Below are 19984 nucleotides of genomic sequence, written 5' to 3'. Positions count from 1 at the left end.
ATGTCACGCGGCTGTTTCAATGGCGGGAAGGGTTTCGGAATCGGTCGGCCGAGCCCGCTCGCGGATGCTGGCGAGCCCTGCCAGCATGGTGGCGATGGTCGTGTCATCGACCATGGCGAGCAGGTGATCGGCGATGTCCTGGCGCAAGGGGTCGAGATCGTCGACCAGAGCGAGCCCCTCGCTGGTCAGGTAAAGGCGATGGGCGCGGCGGTCGCTTGGGTCGGGCCGCCGCTCGACCAGATTCTGCTGTGCCAGCCGGTCGATCATGCGCGTCACCGAGATCGGCTGAATGTCGAGGATGTCGGCGAGCTCGGCCTGCCTCATCCCCTCGTTGCGGCGCAGCCGCGAGAGCACGCCCCATTGCGCGCGGGTGGTCCCGCGCTGGCGGGCACGCTGGTCGATATGACCGCGCATGAGCCGCGCCGTCTCGACGAGCTGGAAGATCATTTCGCGGCGCAGCGGGCGCGTCTTCAACGCAGCGCCTCCTCATCATAAGCAGGCTTAGTATATGCTGCATTGCGGCATTTTTGCGGGCGAGCGTCGTGTCCGAACAGATTTCCCGGGAACGTGATCGCCGCGCGCGGGCTGGCTCGCTTGCGCATCGTCAGGCGGTTTTTGCGCCCGCCTCATGCTCGCGCGTTGGGGGGAGGGGTTGCCAGGGCAGCACGAAACCTTGCCCGGCCTGCTGGCCGCGCGCGGTCGTCACGCCGAAGACATCCGCGATGTTCGTATCGCTGAGCACCGTCGCGGGCGGCCCGTCGGCGACGACACGCCCTCTGTCGATCAGCACGAGGCGATCGCAGAAACGGCCGGCCAATGTCAGGTCGTGCAGGATGACGACGACGCCGGTCTGCGGTGTGACACTGGCGCGCAGCAGGCTCATCACTTCGAGCTGATGCAGCGGGTCGAGCGCCGCCAGCGGCTCGTCTGCGAGCAGCATCGCGGCCTCGACCGCCAAAGCCCGCGCCAGCAGCACGCGCATGCGCTCGCCGCCAGAAAGGGTGTCGATCGTTCGGCCACGGAACTGCGTGATGTCGGCGGCCGCCATGGCGCGTGCGATCGCATCGCGGTCGGTGACGGCGCTGTCCGCGAACGGCCGGCGATGCGGCAGGCGACCGAGCGCGACCAAAGCCTCGACACGCATCTGCCAATGCACCGAGCCGCCTTGCGCCAGGAAGGCGATCCTGCGCGCCAGTTCGCCCCGGCCGAAAGCGTGCGCGGTCTGGCCCTCGTAGAGCACCTGGCCCGTATCCGGAGCCAGCAGATCGGCCAGTGCCTTCAGCAGGGTTGTCTTGCCGGCGCCATTGGGCCCGATCAGCCCGACGAGTTCACCCGGCCGGAGCGACAGGTCGATGCCTTGCAGGATCGCTTTTCCGCCAAGCGCGACGGTCAGGTTTTGCGCTTCGATCTGCATCAGACCTCCCGTCGCAGGCGATGGATCAGGCTGAACAGGAAGGGCGCGCCGATCAGCGCCGTGACGACGCCGAGCTTGAGCTCGGGCCGGATCGGCAGCAGCCGCAAGGCGGTGTCGGCAGCGAGCGTCAGGATCGCGCCGCCGAGCCCGGAGACCAGCAGCAGCTTGCCGGGGCGATGGCCGATGAAGGGCCGCAGGATATGCGGCACGACCAGGCCGACGAAGCCGATGGCGCCGGTGACGGCGACCGCGCTGCCGACGGACAGTGCGGCCCCCGCGATCAGCCGCGCCCGCAACCTGGCGAGATCGAAGCCGAGGCTGCGCGCCGTGTCCTCGCCGAGCGTCAGCCCGTCGAGCGCCGGGCCGCTCGACAAAAGCAGTGCCCAGCCGAGCAGCATCAGCGGCAAGACCAGCCAGACATGGGTCAGGCTTCGGTCAGCCAGCGAGCCCATCAGCCAGAACACGATCTCCAGCGCCGCATAGGGGTTCGGCGCGAGGTTCAGCGCGAGCGAGGTCATCGCGCCGGCGAAACTGTTGATGGCGACGCCGACGAGGATCAGCGTCATCGTGCCCGCACCGCGCCCGACGAAGCCGTAGAGCAGCAGCGTCGCCAGCATCGCCCCGGCGATGCCGCTCAGCGGGAGCGCCAGCGCGAACAGGCCCGCAAAGCCGGAATAGAACGCGACGACGGCTCCGAATGCCGCCGCGCTCGAAATCCCGAGGATGCCCGGCTCGGCCAGGGGGTTGCGCAGCAGGCCCTGCATCGCGGCGCCTGCCATACCGAGGCTGAAACCGACGAGCGCGCCGAGAAGCGCGCGCGGCAGACGGAGTTCCACCAGCACCAGCGTCGAAAGGCTCTGGCGACCGGCGAGTGCATCGGACAATGCCGCGCCCAGATCGAGCCGCGCATAGCCGACTCCGATCGAGATACCGGCCATGGCGAGCACCGCGATGGCAAGCAGGGCGACAAGGCCTGAATAGGACGGCCGTGCGGTCATGAGCCCTCGCCATCGGCGGCGGCAGCGCGCCTCAGCAGCTCGATGGCGTCGATCACCGCCGGCCCGGCACAGGTCCAGAGCCTGGACGGCAGAGCGACGAGCTTGACCCGGCTGCCGAGCGCCATGAGCACCGGGTGATGCAGGATTTCATGCGCCAGCGAGGGCGGGCCGTCCGGAGTCGTATTCAGGATCAGCAGATCGGCTTCGCCGAGCACGACGGTTTCCAGCGCGATCTGGCCGTAATTGTCGATGCCCAGCTCGGCCGCGCGATTGACCAGGCCGGCTCGGGTCAGAATCTCGTCGACGAGCGAGCCGCGCCCGACGGTAAAGCCGTTCGGGCGCAGAACCAGCGCTTTCGCTCTGGACGGCCGAGGCTCGGCCGCCAGGCGGGCCAGGCGCGCGTCGATCTCGGCGACCAGCGCGGCCCCGCGCGCCGGCTCTCCCAGCAGCGCTGCCATCTCCTCGATCTGGGCGCGCATCGCGGCAATGTTGCGCGGCACGCCGAACTCCCTGACCGTCGCACCGACGCGCTTCAGCAGCGCGACGGTGGTCCGCGTCGTGTAGGCGCCGGCGATGACGAGATCGGGCTTGTGGCTCAGCACCTGCTCGACCAGGCCGTGATTGGCCGGAATCGTTTCGGCGATCGCCGCCATGTTGGCGTTGCGCGGGTCCTGGGAAAGCCAGGTGACCGATGTGATCGCCTGCCGGTCGGCAAGGCGCAGCACGAGTTCGTCGGTGCACATGTTCAGCGAGACGATCCGGCGCGGCTTGGCCGGGTTCTCCTCGGCGGCTGCGCACGCGGCGCTTGTGATGACGGCAAGGCAGCCGAGCAGGAAGGCGCGGGCGGCTTGACGGCCGCCAGCTGGAACAAGGCCGAGGATCACAGCGTCGCCCGCAAGCCGGCGAAGGCGCCGAGGCCCGGTGCGAGGAAGCCGACCGGGTTCTCGTAGCGTTTGTCGAACAGGTTATCGACGCGGCCGAAGACGGTGAGCTGCTCCGTCGCCTTGTATTCCGCGGCGATGTTGACGGTCGCTGCTCCTGTCGCCCGCATCCGCGAGATCGAGAAGTCGCGGTTCCCGTCGACGCGGTCCCCGACATAGATCAGCGTCGCGGAGAGCGAGAGCTTCTCGATCGGTGTCCAGGTCGTGGTCACGCTCGCCTTGTGGCGCGGCCGACGCAGGAGTTCCCAGCGCGCGATCTCGTCCTTGGCGAGCGTGAAGGTGTAGTCGGCCCGCACCTTGAACTCCGGCGTCAGTTCCAGAGCCGCGAAAGCCTCGACGCCCTTGGTCGTGGCCTTGCCGACATTGGCGTAGGAATCGCGCGTGAGGTTGGTGGTAATCAGGTTCTCGATGTCGTTGTGGAAATACGTCGCGCCGAAGCGGACGCGGTCGTTCAGCAGCGGCTGTTCGAAACCGACATCCCAGCCGCAATTCTCTTCGGGCTTCAGGTTGGGATTGCCGAAGAAATTGAAGGCAGGCCTGGAATCGCTGAAGCGCTCGCTCAGCGTCGGCGGCTTGAAGCCGGTGCCGTAGCTCGCCTTCAGTTTGGTCTCCGTGCCGGGCACGATGAACACCGGCGCCAGGCGGTAGGTCGTGTGACCGCCGAACTCCTCGTCGTTGTCGTAGCGGATGTTGGCGACGGTGAAGAAGCGGTCGGTCCAGTTCGACTGCAGCTCGACGAAGGCGCCGGTGTTTCCGGTGGACGCCGTGAGCGTGCGCGATTCATAGCGCTCGTTCTCGTGCTGCAGGCCCATCACCAGCATTTGCCCTTCGGTCAGCCTGAGATCGCCGCGCCAGTCGAACTTCGTGCGCTCGCCGAGATTGGGTGTCGGCGTGCCGAGAAGGCCTGCAGCGTTTGCGGTGCGGTTGCTGCGATCCTGGTTGGTGTAGGCGATGCCGAAGCGGTTGACGAAGCGGCCGTCCAGCGGGTCCCAGACGATCTCGCCGCGCGTGAAGGCCTGCTTGTAGTCCTGGCTCGAGCGGAAGCCGTTGGGGCGGCTCGGAAAGCCTGAATCGCCGGTCGAGAGCAGGTAGCCGTCGCTGTAGCGTCCGATCCAGCTCAGGCTGACGGTGTCGGTCAGCTTGAAGCCGAGCCGCGCCGAATAGCTCCAGTTGTCATAGGAGTTCGGGTTGATGCGCCGGCCGGCGGGGACGAGGTCGGGCGGCGTGACCGGCGTTGCCTCGGATCTAAAATGGGCGATGTTGAAGGAGTAGTTGAAGCGGTCGCCGCCGCCGCTCAGGCTGATCGCCTGGTTGAAGGTGCCGTGGGAGCCCGCTTCGACGGAGGCGGTGACCTTCGGCGGCCCTTCGCCGCGCCTGGTCGTGATCGAGATGACGCCGGCCAGCGCATTGGCGCCATAGAGACCGCTCTGAGGACCGCGCAGCACCTCGATGCGCTCGATGTCGTTGGTCAGCATCGAGCCGAAATCGAAGGAGCGGTTCGGCGTCGAGGGATCGTTGACCTCGATGCCGTCGATCATGACCTTGACGTGGTTGGAGTTGGTGCCGCGCATGAACACCGAGGTCTGGCCGCCGGGGCCGCCGATCTGGACGATGTTGAGCCCCGGCACGGCCGCGAGTGCCTGGGGAAGGGTGCGGCGCTGCTGGACTTCGATCTCCCGGGCCGTGATGACGGTGACGGAACTGGCGACCTCCCTGGCGGGAGTGGGCGTGCCGGTCGCGCTGACGACGATCTGGTCGAGCGCGATGATTTCGGTCGGCGACTGGGCATGGGCTGTTTGAGACAGCACGATGCCGGCGGCAGCAAGAGAACAGCGGATAACGGAAGAAGGACCGCGCTGGGCGGCCTTGGGGATACGGATCACGATGAGACCTCGGGCGTTGACGTCTGTGGCACGTCACCGCGAACGCGATCTCCCGTTTGCCCCGGTCAGGGGGCAGACAGTCGAGCAGCGATCGAAACACCCCGTCCGAACGTGTTCGCGTGTGACCACGACTGACGGCAGGTCTCCTGGCTCGCGGGTCAGTGCCTTGTCACCGCCTTCCCAGGGCCGAGGTCCCAGTGGCGTGTGGCGATAAGGCTCGCCGCTTACAGTTGCGGGGGCAGCCGCAGCATAGAATGGCGAACCATCCGCACTGCGTTCCCTTTTGATCCCGTGAGGGAACCGTCTCGTTTACGAGTAAGGCGGAAAAGCGGCGGGGTCAATTGGCCGGCGCCGCGGCCCTGCCTGCCCCGATTCAGATCGCTCTTCAAGCCAATGGGTGTCCCGTAACTATCTGATAAATAGAAGGAGTTTTTACGCCTTCGGTGCTCGAAGCCAGCTTCGGAGGACGCCGCTCCATCCAGCCGATCGCGATCGCTCCGGCGGCAAGGGATTTGTGCCGGGTCAGGTCCAGGGGCCAGGGTCGCAGGTTCGAATCGTGTCGGGTCGCCGCGAATGTGGCTCGCAATCAGGCGCGCGGCACGCAGCGTCGCTCCCGGGGCGTCGACGGAGCCTGTGTATTTCTTGTGCCGCGGCTCGGCATACGGCCCCCGGTGACCTCCATCACCTGACCCTTCGAGCATTTCCGGCTCTCGACGAGAACTTTCTCGCCATACCGGAGGACACCGGCGGCAGGCTCCTTCTTCAGCACCTCCTGTGCGATCGTGGGCGAAACAATTGCGAGAAGGGCGGTACAGGTAACGATCAGACGCTTCATTGGCCCGCTCCAAAATTGAGACAGTGCTCCGACGCTACGCTCGCGGGGCTGGCTGGTCAAAACGGGATTCCGCTCGATCAGGTCGCCGGCTATGGCGAACTCACGCTCCTTCGCCTCAAGGGCCGAGGCCGTCGTGGGGACGCAAAGTCCGAGCCGGCCCCGGAGGCCCGCCACGCCCCGAAGTCAACGCGCTCTGAGGCTCATGATATAGGCGATGACGTCGTCGGTTTCGTCTCGCGTGAGCTGATAGCGCGGCATGTTGCCATGTGGCGTCTGCAGGAAGACGCGCAGCGAGAGTTCGGTCTGCGACGCCATGTCGGCGATCGCGCCGAAACCGGGCGGAACCCGGCCGGGATCGCGGCCGGAGCCGTCGATCTGATGGCACTGGATGCAGAGCGACGTGGCGACCTCCCGGCCGGCGCGCGCATCGCCGACGCTCTGTGCCAGAGTGGCCTCCGCCCCGAGCAGGGCCGCGCCGAGCGCCAGCAGCCTCAACCCGTCGCGAAATCTGATCGCGCGCTTCTGCCGCCAAATCCTGATCGCCGTCATCGTCGCCGTGCTCCCTCTGGTCGAAGCCCCTGGCCTCAGGGCGTGGGTTTCCACCGGCGCGACACGCGCCTGATATAGGCCACGAGCCCGTCGGTTTCGTTCTCGAGCAGGTTGAATTCGGGCATGCCGGGATGGCGAACGACGGTGCCGTCGATCAGGACGGGCGCAGGGTTGCCGGCCGGGTAGCGCTCGGCGATCAGCGGAAAGCGCGGGGCCTTCGGATTGGGGCTGGCGCCGGTCGCCGCAACCGCGTGGCAGCCGCCGCAGTGCTGCTGCGCCACGCGCTTGCCGATCCTGGCGCTCGCGGCGTTCTCCGGCCGCTGCGCATCGGCGGGCATGGCCTGGCCCGGCTGTATTGCCGCCTGGCTGGCGCAGATCGCGGCGAGCGCGATCACGAGAGACCGTATGGTCGCGATCCGCGTCATCATCCGCGCCCGGCCAGGCGCGACGAACTGCGGCGCCGGAGGAGGCCTGCCGGCCAGAGTGGTCATGGTCGCCATCACTGCTCTCGCATGCGAGGTCGTTGACGACCTGTGTGCTCCCGCCGGCGCGCCGCGGCCTTGATCGAGGTCAACGGCCACTTGCGCCGAGTCTCCGGATCATTGTCTGCGGCGCCGGCGCCGGGTGTTCCGCCCCGCGCCCGCTGCCGCGACGCCTCACTTGCTCCTGAGAGCGACGAGGATGTCCGGGCCGCTCTTGCCGATCAGATCCTTCGACAATTCGGCGACGAGGCCGGCCTGCAACTGCTTGTGGTAGTGCCGCCGCATTTCTCCCAGGGTCCGGGGCGAGGCGACGATCACCAGCCGCTCGATCTTGTGGCCGAGAACCTGCTGGTTCAACCATCTGACGGCGGCAGCCGCATGGGCATCCTCGTCGATCTGGTGGCCGGTCGGGTTGGCCGAGCTCGAATCGCGGCCTGCACCGCCAGCCCTGTCGTGCTCGTCCAGATCGGGCGACGGCATCGGCGCGAGGACGGGGCCGGCTTCATTGCCGCTGTTGCGGAACAGCTCGAAGCACTTTCCGTCGACCAGGGCGATGACGGCGCCATGTGGCAGTTGCATGTCGGTTTCCTCGGTTTGGTCCATCCGGTCGGATGGGTGGCAGGAGCGGGAAAGCCCGGAAACCTGCGCAGCCTTGATCGGCAAACCCGTCCGCGCCCGCATTGATCGCGATCAATGACCCTGTCCAAGGTTCGGGCTGCGAGGAGGGGGGCGTCGCATGCCACCGGGCTGGACGCATCGCGGATCCGGCATTTTGCCTGTCACGGACTGGCGGACCCGGATCTTTCGGGTACCGTCCATCCTGAAGCCGGACAACGGCGCGCGAGCGGAGCCTGGAACTCCGACGAGGGAGGATAGGCCGGGCCGATGAGCGCACAGGATCAGCAGAGTCATGACGTCCAGCGGTTCGGGCATCCCGGGCTGGGGCGCAAGCGCGCCCGATCGACGCCCAAGGGCCGGCAGGTTGAGCCGCGCGCCCTGCAGGAGGTCGAGGACCTGCTTGGCTTGCAGTCGCGCCGGCGCGACCTGCTGGTCGAACATCTGCACCTGATTCAGGACCGCTATCGCCAGATCTCGGCCGCCCATCTGGCGGCGCTCGCCGAGCTGATGGAGCTGTCCTTCGCCGAGGTCTTCGAGACGGCGACCTTCTACGCCCATTTCGACATCGTGAAGGAAGGCGAGCCGGCGATCCCGTCGCTGACCGTGCGCGTCTGCGACAGCCTGACCTGCGAGATGCATGGCTCTCAGGCGCTGCATGACGGGCTCGACAGGTTGACCGGTCCGGGGGTGCGCGTGGTCAGGGCGCCCTGTCTCGGCCTGTGCGATCACGCGCCGGTGGCGGAGGTTGGCCACCATTTCATCCATGAGGCGACGCCGGAGACGGTGCTGGATGCGATCGCGGCCGGCGACACGCATGCTCACATCCCGGACCATGTCGATTATGACGCCTATTGCGCGGCCGGGGGCTATGAGCTGCTCGGCAGCCTGCGATCGGGTGCGCGCGCCGTCGAATCGATCCTGTCGCTGCTCGACGAGGCCGGGCTGCGCGGTCTCGGCGGCGCGGGCTTCCCGACCGGACGGAAATGGCGGGCGGTGCGCGGCGAACCCGGCCCCCGGCTGATGGCGGTGAATGCCGACGAGGGCGAGCCGGGCACCTTCAAGGACCGGCACTACCTGACGACCGACCCGCACCGCTTCATCGAGGGCATGCTGATCGGCGCCCATGTGGTCGAGGCCGACGTGGTCTATGTCTATCTTCGCGACGAATATCCCGCCGCCCGCGCGATCCTGGCCCGCGAGATCGCCAGGCTGCCGCCGGGCGGTCCGGCAATCCATCTCAGGCGCGGCGCCGGGGCTTATATCTGCGGCGAGGAATCCGCGCTGCTCGAAAGCCTCGAGGGCAGGCGGGGGCTGCCCCGGCACAAGCCGCCTTATCCCTTCCAGGTCGGGCTCTTCGGCCGGCCGACCCTGATCAACAATGTCGAGACGCTCTACTGGATCCGCGACATCGTCGAGAACGGCCCTGGCTGGTGGAGCGCGCAGGGGCGCAACGGCCGCAGCGGCCTGCGCAGCTATTCGGTCTCCGGCCGCGTCCGGGAGCCCGGCGTCAAGCTTGCCCCGGCCGGCATCACCATCCGCGAGCTGATCGGGGAATTCTGCGGCGGCATGCAGGACGGGCACTGCTTCCTCGCCTATCTGCCGGGCGGGGCCTCCGGCGGCATCCTGCCGGCCGCGATGGACGACGTCCCGCTCGATTTCGGCACGCTCGAAAAACATGGCTGCTTCATCGGCTCGGCTGCGGTCGTGGTGCTCTCCGACCATGACGACATCCGCGCCGCCGCGCTGAACCTGATGCGCTTCTTCGAGGATGAGAGCTGCGGCCAGTGCACGCCCTGCCGCGTCGGCACGCAGAAGGCGGTCATGCTGATGCGGCGTCCGGTCTGGGACCAGGACCTGCTCGGCGAATTGTCGCAGGCGATGCGCGACGCCTCGATCTGCGGCCTCGGGCAGGCGGCATCGAACCCTTTGGCCTGCGTGATGCGTTACTTCCCTGAGGCGTTCATGACGGGGGCTGCGCAGCCATGAGCCACGGCATCGTTTTCGAGCTGAATGGCGAGCGCGTCGAAGCGGGGCCCGGCGAGACGATCTGGCAGGTCGCGCAGAGGCTCGGCATCGCGATTCCGCATCTCTGCCATTCGCCCGAGCCGGATTACCGCGCCGACGGCAATTGCCGTGCCTGCATGGTCGAGATCGAGGGCGAGCGCGTGCTCGCCGCCTCCTGCCTGCGCAAGCCCGCCATCGGCATGAAGGTGCAGACCGGCACCGGGCGGGCGGAAAAGGCCCGCAGGCTGGTGATGGAGCTGCTCGTCGCCGACCAGCCGCCGCGCGCGACGTCGCACGACCCGACCTCGAAATTCTGGAACTGGGCCGAGAGGACCGGCGTAATGCAGAGCCGCTTCCCTGCGGCCGGGCGTTCGCCGCCGGATACCAGCCACCCGGCGATGAGCGTCAATCTCGGCGCCTGCATCCAGTGCGGCCTGTGTGTCCGCGCCTGCCGCGAGGTCCAGGTCAACGACGTGATCGGGATGGCATGGCGCGGCACCGGTTCGAAGATCGTCTTCGATTTCGACGATCCGATGGGCCAGTCGAGCTGTGTCGCCTGCGGCGAATGCATCCAGGCCTGCCCGACCGGGGCGCTGATGCCGCGGGCCTTCCTCGACGAGAACCAGACCCGCACCGTCTGGCCGGACCGGAAGGTCGCCTCGCTCTGCCCCTATTGCGGCGTCGGCTGCCAGGTCACCTACAACGTCAAGGACGAGACGATCGTCTACGCCGAAGGCCGCGACGGCCCGGCCAATCATAACCGGCTCTGCGTCAAGGGCCGCTTCGGCTTCGACTATATCCACCATCCGCACCGGCTGACGCGGCCGCTGCTGCGCCTGCCGGACAGGCCCAAGGATGCGCGCGACCAGGTCGACCCCGCCAATCCCTGGACCCATTTCCGCGAAGCGTCCTGGGAAGAGGCCCTCGACTTCGCGGCGCAGGGGCTGAGCCGCATCCGCGACGGCAAGGGTCGCAAGGCGCTCGCCGGCTTCGGCTCGGCCAAGGGCTCGAACGAGGAGGCCTATCTCTTCCAGAAGCTGGTGCGCACCGGCTTCGGCTCGAACAATGTCGATCATTGCACGAGGCTCTGCCACGCATCCTCGGTGGCGGCGCTGATGGAAGGCGTCAATTCCGGCGCCGTCACGGCACCGTTCGCGGCCGCGCTCGACGCCGAGGTCATCATCGTCATCGGTGCCAATCCGACCGTGAACCATCCGGTCGCGGCGACCTTCATCAAGAACGCCGTGAAGAAAGGCGCCAGGCTCGTCGTCATGGACCCGCGGCGGCAGGCGCTGTCGCGCCATGCCTGGAAACACCTTGCCTTCAAGCCGGGCAGCGACGTCGCCATGCTGAATGCGATGCTGCACACCATCATCAACGAAGGGCTGACCGACGAGCAGTACATAGCCGGCTATACCGAGGGCTATGAGCGGCTGAAGGAGAGCATCCAGGCCTTCCCGCCGGAGGCGATGGCGCCGGTCTGCGGCATTCCGGCGGAGACGCTGAAGGAGGTCGCGCGTGCCTATGCCCGTTCGCGCGCCTCGATCATCTTCTGGGGCATGGGCATCAGCCAGCACATCCATGGCACCGACAATGCCCGCTGCCTGATTGCGCTGGCCATGGTCACCGGCCAGATCGGCCGGCCTGGCACGGGGCTGCACCCGCTGCGCGGCCAGAACAACGTTCAGGGGGCCTCCGACGCCGGCCTGATCCCGATGGTCTATCCGGATTATCAGCCGGTCGAGAAGGCTGAGACCCGCAGGATCTTCGAGGAGCTCTGGGGCCAGGCTCTCCATCCGAAGAAGGGCCTCACCGTCGTCGAGATCATGAACGCGATCCATGCCGGCGAGATCACGGGCATGTATATCGAGGGCGAGAACCCGGCGATGTCGGACCCCGACCTCACCCATGCGCGCGGCGCGTTGGCCAGGCTGGAGCATCTCGTCGTGCAGGACCTGTTCCTCACCGAGACCGCGTTCCACGCCGATGTCGTGCTGCCGGCCTCGGCGTTCGCCGAGAAGGTCGGCACCTTCACCAACACCGACCGGCGCGTGCAGATGGCGCGCCAGGTGGTGCGGCCGCGGGGCGGGGCGCGGCAGGATTGGTGGATCATCCAGGAGATCGCGCGGCGAATGGGCTGCGACTGGCGCTATGACGGCCCGGCCGACATCTTCGCCGAGATGGCCTCGGTGATGCCCTCGCTCCGCAACATCACCTGGGAGCGGCTGGAACGCGAAGGCGCGGTCACCTACCCCGTCGACGGACCCGACCAGCCCGGCAACGAGATCATCTTCACGCAGGGCTATCCGACCGCGAGCGGCCGCGCCCGGATCGTGCCGGCGCAGATCGTGCCGCCCGACGAACTGCCCGACGATGCCTATCCGATGGTGCTGTCGACCGGCCGGGTGCTGGAGCATTGGCACACCGGCTCGATGACGCGGCGCACCGGCATCCTCGACGAGCTCGAACCGGAAGCGGTCGCACTGATGTCGCCGCGCGATCTCGGGCGGCTCGGCCTCGTGCCCGGCGGTCTCGTTCGGCTCGAGACGCGTCGCGGTGCCGTCGCGGTGAAGGTGCGTTCCGACCGTGACGTCCCGCCGAACATGGTCTTCATGCCGTTCTGCTACGCCGAGGCTGCGGCGAACCTGTTGACCAACCCGGCGCTGGATCCGATCGGCAAGATTCCGGAATTCAAGTTCTGCGCCGTCCGGGCGCGGCCGGCAGGCGAGGGCGGCCCTTCCTGCACCGCCTGATCGCGACCCGCGAAACGCGCGCCTTCATTCGTCGTCCCTGTGCCACAAGATCGACAGCCTGTTTGCGCAGTGAGTGACGCGCGGCCGTATCTGGCCCAAGATCGCGAAACCGGAACGGATGCTTCATTCGGGTGTCGTAGAAGCCGGCAAGCCGATGTGTTGTTGAGGAAAGTTGATGACGTCCACCATCAGCCCGCTTGCGGGCAAGCCGCTCGACCCCAGCCTGCTGGTGGATGTCGCCAAGCTGACGAAAGCCTATTTCGACCGGCCCGATCCCGCGGAAGCGGCGCAGCGCGTCGCCTTCGGCACCTCCGGCCACCGCGGCTCCTCCTTCCTGCTCTCCTTCAACGAGGCGCATATCCTCGCCATCGCCCAGGCGATCTGCCTCTACCGCACGGAGAACGGCATCGACGGCCCGCTCTTCCTCGGCATCGACACGCACGCGCTGTCGCGCCCTGCCTTCGAGACGGCACTCGAGGTGTTCGCCGCCAATGGCGTCGTCGCCATGGTCGACGAGCATCTGCGCTTCACACCGACGCCGGTGATCTCGCACGCCATCATCGGGCACAATCGCGGCCGCGGCGCGGGGCTCGCCGACGGCGTGGTGATCTCGCCCTCGCACAACCCGCCGGCCGATGGCGGCTTCAAATACAACATGCCCCATGGCGGGCCGGCCGATACCGACGCCACCGGCTGGATCGAACGCAAGGCCAATGAGCTGATGGCGGGCGGGCTCGCCGGCATCCGGCGCATGCCCTATGCGAAGGCGTTGGCCTCCGGCTTTGTCCGGCGCCACGGCTATCTGGCGGCCTATGTCGAGGATCTCGCCGCCGTGGTCGACATGGAGGCGATCCGCTCGTCCGGCGTCAGCATCGGCATCGATCCGCTCGGCGGCGCCGGCCTCGACTATTACGCGCCGATCATCGAGCGCTACCGCCTCAACGCGACGGTGGTCGACACCACGCTCGATCCAACGTTTGGCTTCATGAGCGCCGACTGGGACGGCAAGATCCGGATGGACTGCTCCTCGCCCTATGCGATGACCAGCCTGATCGGCATGAAGGACCGCTTCGACGTCGCCTTCGCCAACGATACCGACGCCGACCGGCATGGCATCGTCACCCGCAGCAGCGGATTGATGAACCCGAACCACTACCTCGCGACCTCGATCGACTATCTCTTCACCCACCGTCCGGGCTGGCGCAGCGACGCCGCCATCGGCAAGACCGTCGTCAGCAGCGCGATGATCGATCGCGTCGCGGCCAAGCTCGGGCGCCGGCTGGTCGAGGTGCCGGTCGGCTTCAAATGGTTCGTCGACGGCCTCTCGGATGGCAGCTTCGGCTTCGGCGGCGAGGAGAGCGCCGGCGCCTCCTTCCTGCGCCATGACGGCACGAGCTGGAGCACCGACAAGGACGGTCTGATCCTGGGTCTGCTCGCAGCCGAGATCACCGCCGTCACCGGCTCGGATCCCGGCCAGCGCTATGCCGGGCTGACGAAGCAGCTGGGCGAGCCGCGCTATGCCCGCGTCGATGCCGCGGCCACCCGCGAGCAGAAGGCGGTGCTCAAGACGCTGTCGCGTGCGCAGATCAGGACCGGGACGCTCGCCGGCGAGCCGATCACGGCCGTCATCAACGAGGCGCCGGGCAATGGCGCCGCGATCGGTGGCGTCAAGGTGGCGACGGCTGACGGCTGGTTCTGCGCAAGGCCTTCCGGGACGGAGGAGGTCTACAAGATCTACGCCGAGAGCTTCCGCGACGACGCCCATCTGCGCCGCATCCAGGACGAGGCGCAGGCGCTCATCAACGCGGCATTCGCCGCGGCCTGAGGTGGGCGGGCTCGGCGCGCAACCGCGCCGTCAGCCCTTGAGGAAGCCCATGGCGGCGCGGGCGGCGCTTTCGACATGCCGCGTCGCCGCCAGCCGGGCGGCCTCGCCATCGCCCGACATCAGCGCGTCCATCAGCTCGGTCAGTTCGCGCATGCTCTCGCGGCTGCGCCCGGGAGCCTGCAGGGATGTCGCCCGCAGCAGCATGATCCGGGCATTGAGCATCTTGAGGCTCAGCCCCAGCGCACCATTGCCCGAGCCCTCGATCAGGCCGTCGTAGAACCTGTTCTTGGCGTCGAGGCGCGCCATCGGGTCGGGGATGTCGAAGGAGGCGCGCAGCCGCTCGAACGCCTGCTTCAGCGCCGTGCGTTGCGCCTCGGTCGCCTTTTCGGCGAAGAGCTTGCAGGCCAGCCCTTCGAGCAGGATGCGGACCTCGTAGATGTCGCGGGCCTGGTCTGCCGAGAGCGTCGCGACGACCGGGCCGCGATGCGGCACGACCTCGATCAGCCCCTCCGATTCGAGCTGGCGCAGCGCCTCGCGGATGAGGGTGCGGCTGACGCCCGTCAGTTCGCAGAGTTCGCGCTCGGGCAGGCGTTCGCCGCCCTTGAAGCGCCCGGTGGCGATGGCGTAGCGGATGTTCTCGGTAACGCTGTGGCGCAGCGGTGCAGCCACGCGCTCGACGCGGAAGTCACGCTCCGGAAACGCCGCATCATTCATCACCGCTGACATGCTCCTGTCCCGACGCTCCAAAAGCCATTGTCACATTCGCAAGCAATATCCTAGCCGGACGATTTGGAACGTTTCGCGTTAAAATCTGAAACGGCTTCCAGAACAATGACTTAGGTGATGAGCCCGGCTGAACGGCGGCCGCCGTTTTCGGGATCGTGATCCCAAGCGGGCCGGTCATCGGGCCTGCCCGCCGCCAGAGCGGTCGGGCACGGGCGCGAGGCCCATGCCCGACCGGGCTCATCTTGGCCGATTACAGCGCCGGCTTGCCCAGCGCCTGCCGCACCTGGTTGACATAGGCCGGACCGTCGAAGCCGACCTCCTTGGCGCGCCCGAGCCAGCTGTCATAGGCCGCCTTGGCGAATTTCGGGTCGTTGAGCGCTGCCCGCTCCGCTTCCGAGGCGGTCCACGGCTCGACGCCGTTCTTCTTCATGTTGTCGAGCGCGGCCTGGACGAAGGCGTTGTAGGTGCCGAAGGCGTCCTTCTGCAGGCCGTCCATGGCGCCCTTCACCTGCGCGCGGACATCGGCCGGCATGCCCTCCCATTCCGCCTTGTTGATCAGGATGGCCCAGCCGGTGATGGCGCCGACGCCCCAGTCCTGGACATTTTTGGCCAGCCGCCAGAACTCCATCGCGCCGCCGACGCAGGTCGAGATGAAGACGCCGTCGATGACGCCGCGCTCCAGCGCCGGCATGATCTCCGTCGGCGCCATCGGCGTCGGCTTGGCGCCGAGCGCGTTCATCTGGGCAGCCGTCTGCGGGTTGTGCACGCGCAGGCGCTTGTTCTTGAAATCCTCGACGGTGCGGATCGGTGTCTTCGAGAACAGCCGGGTCGGACACCAGGCGCCCTCCGCCAGCACCACCGCACCCCACTTCTCCGCCCAGATACTGGCGACGTCCTTGGCCCAGAAGGCGTCGCGCACCTTCTGGTATTCCTCGATATTGTTGATCAGCCCGGGCAGGTTGAAGATGCCCATGCGGGGCTCGTCGGCGGCGAGATAGGTGTGGAGCGCAGCCGACATCGGCAGGCGGCCGTCACGCACGGAGGATGCGATCTGGGCCGGGGCGACGAGGGAATCGCTGACGGTCACCGAGACGCGGCCATTCGTTGCCTTGGCGATGCGCTCGGGCACGCTCGCGGTCATCGCCGAATAGGCATCGCCCGGCGAGACGATGATGCCCATCGTCAGGTCGATCTTCGGGGCCTGGGCCAGCGCCGGGGCGACGAAGGTGAAGGCCGCGCCGAGAAGCGCGGCAAGCAGGCGACGGCTGCGGCCTGACTCGGCCGCCTGAGTGGAAATCAGCATAAAATCCTCCCGTGGATACGAAATTCGGCGGCGGAACGTTGCGCCCGCCTGTGGCTGACCGCCGGTCGATCGATCATCGATCTTGCGACCCGTCATCCAATCATACAATATGACAGTAGGATTGCATGTCAATCAGACGCTGTGCTAACGCGATCCCAACAAGGATTTCGGGAGATACGCCTATGGCCGACGCGATGGTGGCGACGGGAATGTTGCACCCCCCTGCGGAACCCCGCTCCCCGGTGATCCGCGGCATTGACCGGCTCTCCGATCTCGGCGGCTTCGTCGGCGCGCTCGCGCTCGTGGTGATGACGGGCATCGTCGTCTTCGAGGTGATCTCGCGCTATGTCTTCAACGAGCCGACGAGCTGGGTGACTGAGATCGGCACCTATCTCTTCGTCGCCATCGTCTTCTTCGGCATGGCGCCGGCCCAGCGCGCCAACGCTCATATCCAGGTCGAGATTCTCGTCGATTCTGTCTCGAAGCCCTGGCGCACCCGCCTCGAACTGGTGACGCTCTGGCTCGGCCTCGTCTTCGTCGTCTTCGCCGCCTGGCACACGGCGCGCTTCACCTTCCTCGAATATGTCCATGGCGCCCGCGACTGGGGCCTGCTCGGCACGCCGCAATGGATGCCCCAGATCCCGATGACGCTGGGGCTGATCCTGTTCGCGGCTGCGATCCTGCGCGACCTGCACGAACTGCGGCCGCCGCGCTCGGTCGCCGCGCAATGGATCGTCCCCGCCGTGGCCCTGTCGCTGATGCTCGCCCTCGCGTTCATGGGCCGGTCGGACTGGCGCATTCCCGGCACCCGCTTCGACTGGGGCTCCATCCTGATCTGCGCCGCCATCGTCGTCGCAATGGTCGCCTGGAGCGGCTGGCGCATCGCGGCGGCGACCGTGATCGCCTTCGGCGGACTGGCCCTGATCTTCTATTATTCGCGCGGAACCTCGCTGCTCTGGCTCGGCAGCCTGCTCGGCCTCACCTTGCTGGTGCTGCTCTTCGCCGGAGTGCGCGTCGCCTTCGCGATGGGGCTCGTCGGTCTGCTCGGCCTCTATTTCCTGCTGCCGCAGACGCAGTTGCCAGTCCTGGCCGACCGCTCCTGGACCAGCATCAACAGCTTCACGCTGACCGCCGTGCCGAGCTTCGTGCTGATGGGTGCGCTGCTGGTCCGCAGCGGCATCACCACCGAACTCTTCGATGCGCTGGTCACCTGGTTCGGCAAGACGCCGGGCGGCCTCGCCCATGCCAGCGTCGCGGCCTCAGCCACCTTCGCGGCCGTCTGCGGCTCCAGCCTGGCCACGGCCGCGACGCTCGGCTCGGTCGCCGCGCCCGAGATGGTCCGGCGCGGCTACAGCCCGCGCCTGACTTATGGCGTCGTCGCCGCCGGCGCGACGCTCGGCATCCTGATCCCGCCCTCGATCGCGATGATCATCTACGGCAACGTCGTCGGCGTCGCAGTGACGCAGCTTTTCCTCGCCGGCATCATTCCCGGCCTGCTGCTTTCGGCCTTGTTCATGGTCACGGTTTTCGTCTGGGGCCTCGTTTCGCCGAGCGCGATCCCGAAGGGCGAATCCTACGCCTGGAGCCGCAAGCTCAGCTCTACAGTCGGCGTGCTGCCTTTCCTGGTCCTGATCGCCGCCGTGCTCGGCTCGCTCTATCTCGGCATCGCCACGCCGACGGAAGCGGGTGCGATCGGCGCGGTCGCGGCGCTCGGCATGGCGCTGAAGCGCCGCAGGCTCGACTGGGACGCCTTCTATGCCTGCCTGATCGACACCGTGAAGGTCACAGCCTTCATCATGCTGATCGTCGTCGGCGCGGCGATCATGAGCTGGGTCTTCGACTATCTGCGCCTGCCGCGCGCCATGGTGCAGCTCGTCACCGACGCGAACCTCGCGCCCTGGCTCGTCTTCGCGATCATCGTCGGCATCTACCTGATCCTCGGCTGCTTCATCGAATCGATCGCGATGATGCTGATGACGCTGAGCGTGACCTTCCCGGTCATCGTCTCGATCGGCCTCGACCCGATCTGGTTCGGCGTCGTGCTGGTGCTTTTGGTCGAGATCGGGCTGGTGACGCCGCCGGTGGGGCTCGTGCTCTTCGTGCTCAAGGGCATGAGCAACGATGTGTCCCTGCGCGACATCTCCTACGGCGTCATCCCCTACATCTTCGTCATGCTCAGCTTCATCTGGCTGCTCTATTTCTTCCCCGGCATCGTCACCTGGCTGCCGCAGCAGGTCGGCTGAGTGAGCGACGCCCCCTTGATCGAGAGCACAAGCATGATCTCCCGCAGCCTCTCCCGCTTCGTCGTCGACTCGCAGTGGCGGGATATGCCCGCGGCCCTGCGCCACGAGGCGAAACGCTCCGTCGTCAATGTCATCGGCACGGCGCTCGGTGGCTCCAGCGATGCTGCGACGCGTCGCACTGCCTTGACGCTGGCGCCCTTCTCGGCGCCGGCCGAGGCGACCATCATCGGCCGGCGCGAGCAGATGAGCTGCCTCGACGCAGCCTTCGTCAACGCGCTCGCCGGCAATGTCTTCGACTTCGACGATACCCATCCCGGCACGATCATCCACCCCTCCGCGCCGGTCGCGCCGCCGCTCTTTGCCTTCGCGCAGCGGCGGCCGATGAGCGGCGCGGACCTGCTCCACGCCTTCATCCTGGGCGTCGAGATCGAGTGCCGGCTCGGCAACGCGGTCTCGCCCTTCCACTACAAGAGAGGCTGGCACATCACGGCGACCTGCGGCGTCTTCGGCGCGGCGGCGGCCATCGGCAAGGTGCTCGGCCTCGACGAGACGCACATGCTCTGGGCGCTCGGCAATGCCTCGGCCCAGTCCTCCGGGCTGGTCGAGACGCTCGGCACCATGGCCAAGAGCATCGGCGTCGGCCAGTCGGCGCGGGGCGGGCTGCTCGCCGCCCTGCTGGCGCAGAACGGCGTCGAGGGGCCGGAGCTGCCGCTCGAGGGGCCGCGCGGCTTCCTGCAGGTCATGGGCAGCGATCCCGATCTCGCCGGCCTGACGGCGGGGCTGGGGGAGCGCTGGGAGCTGCTGCGCAACACCTACAAGCCCTATCCCTGCGGCGTCGTGCTGAACCCAGTGGTCGATGCCGTGCTCGCACTCCGGGAGCAGGGCTATGTGCCGCCGGAGCGCATCTCCGGCATCCGCGTACTCGGCCATCCCCTGCTCGGCGAACGGGCCGACCGCCCGGCCGTCACCACGGGCCGCGAGGCGCAGGTCAGCGCCCAGCACGCGGTCGCGGTCGCCTGGATCGAAGGGCGCGCCGGGGTCACCGAGTTCAGCGACGAGCGCGTCAGGGCGCCAGACGTCCTGGCCTTGCGCGACAGGGTCACGGTCGGCCAGGAAGTGGGGCACACGGTCGATGGCGCGCGCGTCGAGATCACGCTCGTTGACGGCGCGGTGCTCGACCGCGTCGTGAAGGCGGCCCGCGGCAGCACCGACAACCCGCTGTCGGACGCCGAGATCTCGGAGAAATTCAGGACGCTCGCCGCCCATGGCTGCCCGGGCCTCGATCCCGAGCCGCTGCTCGCCGCGCTCTGGAACCTCGACGAGGCCCCCGATGCAGGCCGCGTCATCGCGCTGTCGGCCTTCGGCTGACGCATCGGCCCGAAAAAGTGGAATGCGATTTTCGGAAAATGC

At 67.6% G+C, this 19984-nt stretch carries 16 protein-coding genes and 1 riboswitch; of the genes, 5 read left to right on the top strand and 11 right to left on the bottom strand.

Annotation, left to right across the window (positions count from 1 at the left end; translation table 11 throughout):
* Window positions 1–3: 3 nt before the first annotated feature.
* The 9 genes from C8D03_RS06370 to C8D03_RS06330 form a co-directional block, all read right to left on the bottom strand.
* Entirely contained in the window at window positions 4–474 is a 471-nt protein-coding gene (locus C8D03_RS06370) for a MarR family winged helix-turn-helix transcriptional regulator (RefSeq protein WP_248308372.1), read from the bottom strand.
* A gap of 130 nt (window positions 475–604) precedes the next feature.
* Complete coding sequence (locus C8D03_RS06365; protein ID WP_108045512.1) at window positions 605–1414, bottom strand: ABC transporter ATP-binding protein; 810 nt, start codon at window positions 1412–1414, stop codon at window positions 605–607.
* Window positions 1414–2412, bottom strand: a complete 999-nt coding sequence (locus C8D03_RS06360) for a FecCD family ABC transporter permease (RefSeq protein WP_108045511.1) — start codon at window positions 2410–2412, stop codon at window positions 1414–1416. Before C8D03_RS06360 ends, C8D03_RS06365 begins: the two co-directional genes overlap by 1 nt.
* A complete protein-coding gene (locus tag C8D03_RS06355; protein ID WP_248308371.1) occupies window positions 2409–3296 on the bottom strand; it encodes an ABC transporter substrate-binding protein in 888 nt (295 codons plus the stop codon). The genes C8D03_RS06360 and C8D03_RS06355 overlap by 4 nt, the downstream gene beginning before the upstream one ends.
* Complete coding sequence (locus tag C8D03_RS06350; RefSeq protein ID WP_248308370.1) at window positions 3293–5161, bottom strand: TonB-dependent receptor plug domain-containing protein; 1869 nt, start codon at window positions 5159–5161, stop codon at window positions 3293–3295. Before C8D03_RS06350 ends, C8D03_RS06355 begins: the two co-directional genes overlap by 4 nt.
* A gap of 194 nt (window positions 5162–5355) precedes the next feature.
* Window positions 5356–5556, bottom strand: a riboswitch (cobalamin riboswitch).
* Between the two features lie 266 nt (window positions 5557–5822).
* On the bottom strand, window positions 5823–6071 hold the full coding sequence (locus tag C8D03_RS26045) for a DUF6719 family protein (RefSeq protein WP_146170098.1): 249 nt from the start codon (window positions 6069–6071) through the stop codon (window positions 5823–5825).
* 183 nt (window positions 6072–6254) lie between these two features.
* On the bottom strand, window positions 6255–6620 hold the full coding sequence (locus tag C8D03_RS06340) for a c-type cytochrome (RefSeq protein ID WP_108045509.1): 366 nt from the start codon (window positions 6618–6620) through the stop codon (window positions 6255–6257).
* 35 nt (window positions 6621–6655) lie between these two features.
* A complete protein-coding gene (locus C8D03_RS06335; protein WP_146170097.1) occupies window positions 6656–7111 on the bottom strand; it encodes a c-type cytochrome in 456 nt (151 codons plus the stop codon).
* A 165-nt stretch (window positions 7112–7276) separates the two neighbouring features.
* Window positions 7277–7681 (bottom strand): baeRF12 domain-containing protein, encoded by a 405-nt coding sequence (locus tag C8D03_RS06330; protein ID WP_108051273.1) that lies wholly within the window; start codon window positions 7679–7681, stop codon window positions 7277–7279.
* A gap of 306 nt (window positions 7682–7987) precedes the next feature.
* On the opposite strand from C8D03_RS06330, the gene C8D03_RS06325 reads away from it, so the two are divergent.
* From C8D03_RS06325 to pgm, 3 genes are all read left to right on the top strand, one after another.
* Window positions 7988–9706, top strand: a complete 1719-nt coding sequence (locus C8D03_RS06325) for an NAD(P)H-dependent oxidoreductase subunit E (protein WP_108045507.1) — start codon at window positions 7988–7990, stop codon at window positions 9704–9706.
* Window positions 9703–12477 carry a formate dehydrogenase subunit alpha gene (gene fdhF / locus C8D03_RS06320; RefSeq protein ID WP_108045506.1) on the top strand — a complete coding sequence of 925 codons (2775 nt, stop codon included), beginning with the start codon at window positions 9703–9705 and terminating at the stop codon, window positions 12475–12477. Before C8D03_RS06325 ends, fdhF begins: the two co-directional genes overlap by 4 nt.
* 175 nt (window positions 12478–12652) lie before the next feature.
* On the top strand, window positions 12653–14302 hold the full coding sequence (pgm, locus tag C8D03_RS06315) for a phosphoglucomutase (alpha-D-glucose-1,6-bisphosphate-dependent) (protein ID WP_108045505.1): 1650 nt from the start codon (window positions 12653–12655) through the stop codon (window positions 14300–14302).
* 30 nt (window positions 14303–14332) lie between these two features.
* Here the strand turns inward: pgm and C8D03_RS06310 are convergent, their stop codons facing one another.
* Together C8D03_RS06310 and dctP are read right to left on the bottom strand one after the other, a co-directional pair.
* Entirely contained in the window at window positions 14333–15028 is a 696-nt protein-coding gene (locus C8D03_RS06310) for a GntR family transcriptional regulator (protein WP_108045504.1), read from the bottom strand.
* Window positions 15029–15278: 250 nt separating this feature from the next.
* Window positions 15279–16331 carry a TRAP transporter substrate-binding protein DctP gene (gene dctP / locus C8D03_RS06305; protein ID WP_108045503.1) on the bottom strand — a complete coding sequence of 351 codons (1053 nt, stop codon included), beginning with the start codon at window positions 16329–16331 and terminating at the stop codon, window positions 15279–15281.
* Between the two features lie 182 nt (window positions 16332–16513).
* On the opposite strand from dctP, the gene C8D03_RS06300 reads away from it, so the two are divergent.
* Window positions 16514–18574, top strand: a complete 2061-nt coding sequence (locus C8D03_RS06300) for a TRAP transporter large permease subunit (protein ID WP_181300714.1) — start codon at window positions 16514–16516, stop codon at window positions 18572–18574.
* Between the two features lie 33 nt (window positions 18575–18607).
* Entirely contained in the window at window positions 18608–19942 is a 1335-nt protein-coding gene (locus C8D03_RS06295) for an MmgE/PrpD family protein (protein ID WP_108051271.1), read from the top strand.
* The last annotated feature ends 42 nt before the right edge of the window (window positions 19943–19984 follow it).

It is taken from the genome of Bosea sp. 124 (assembly GCF_003046175.1).
Taxonomy (GTDB): Bacteria; Pseudomonadota; Alphaproteobacteria; order Rhizobiales; family Beijerinckiaceae; genus Allobosea.
The sequence above is the reverse complement of the archived record's forward strand: the minus strand, read 5'-3'. Positions and strand labels throughout refer to the sequence as shown.

Bases quoted from the DNA above. Each gene is read 5' to 3' on its own strand.
- C8D03_RS06335 (WP_146170097.1), bottom strand. From the start codon at position 7,111: ATGACCACTCTGGCCGGCAGGCCTCCTCCGGCGCCGCAGTTCGTCGCG.
- C8D03_RS26045 (WP_146170098.1), bottom strand. From the start codon at position 6,071: ATGAAGCGTCTGATCGTTACCTGTACCGCCCTTCTCGCAATTGTTTCG.
- C8D03_RS06360 (WP_108045511.1), bottom strand. From the start codon at position 2,412: ATGACCGCACGGCCGTCCTATTCAGGCCTTGTCGCCCTGCTTGCCATC.
- C8D03_RS06340 (WP_108045509.1), bottom strand. From the start codon at position 6,620: ATGACGGCGATCAGGATTTGGCGGCAGAAGCGCGCGATCAGATTTCGC.
- dctP (WP_108045503.1), bottom strand. From the start codon at position 16,331: ATGCTGATTTCCACTCAGGCGGCCGAGTCAGGCCGCAGCCGTCGCCTG.
- C8D03_RS06325 (WP_108045507.1), top strand. From the start codon at position 7,988: ATGAGCGCACAGGATCAGCAGAGTCATGACGTCCAGCGGTTCGGGCAT.
- C8D03_RS06365 (WP_108045512.1), bottom strand. From the start codon at position 1,414: ATGCAGATCGAAGCGCAAAACCTGACCGTCGCGCTTGGCGGAAAAGCG.
- C8D03_RS06330 (WP_108051273.1), bottom strand. From the start codon at position 7,681: ATGCAACTGCCACATGGCGCCGTCATCGCCCTGGTCGACGGAAAGTGC.
- fdhF (WP_108045506.1), top strand. From the start codon at position 9,703: ATGAGCCACGGCATCGTTTTCGAGCTGAATGGCGAGCGCGTCGAAGCG.
- C8D03_RS06300 (WP_181300714.1), top strand. From the start codon at position 16,514: ATGGCCGACGCGATGGTGGCGACGGGAATGTTGCACCCCCCTGCGGAA.
- C8D03_RS06310 (WP_108045504.1), bottom strand. From the start codon at position 15,028: ATGTCAGCGGTGATGAATGATGCGGCGTTTCCGGAGCGTGACTTCCGC.
- pgm (WP_108045505.1), top strand. From the start codon at position 12,653: ATGACGTCCACCATCAGCCCGCTTGCGGGCAAGCCGCTCGACCCCAGC.
- C8D03_RS06295 (WP_108051271.1), top strand. From the start codon at position 18,608: ATGATCTCCCGCAGCCTCTCCCGCTTCGTCGTCGACTCGCAGTGGCGG.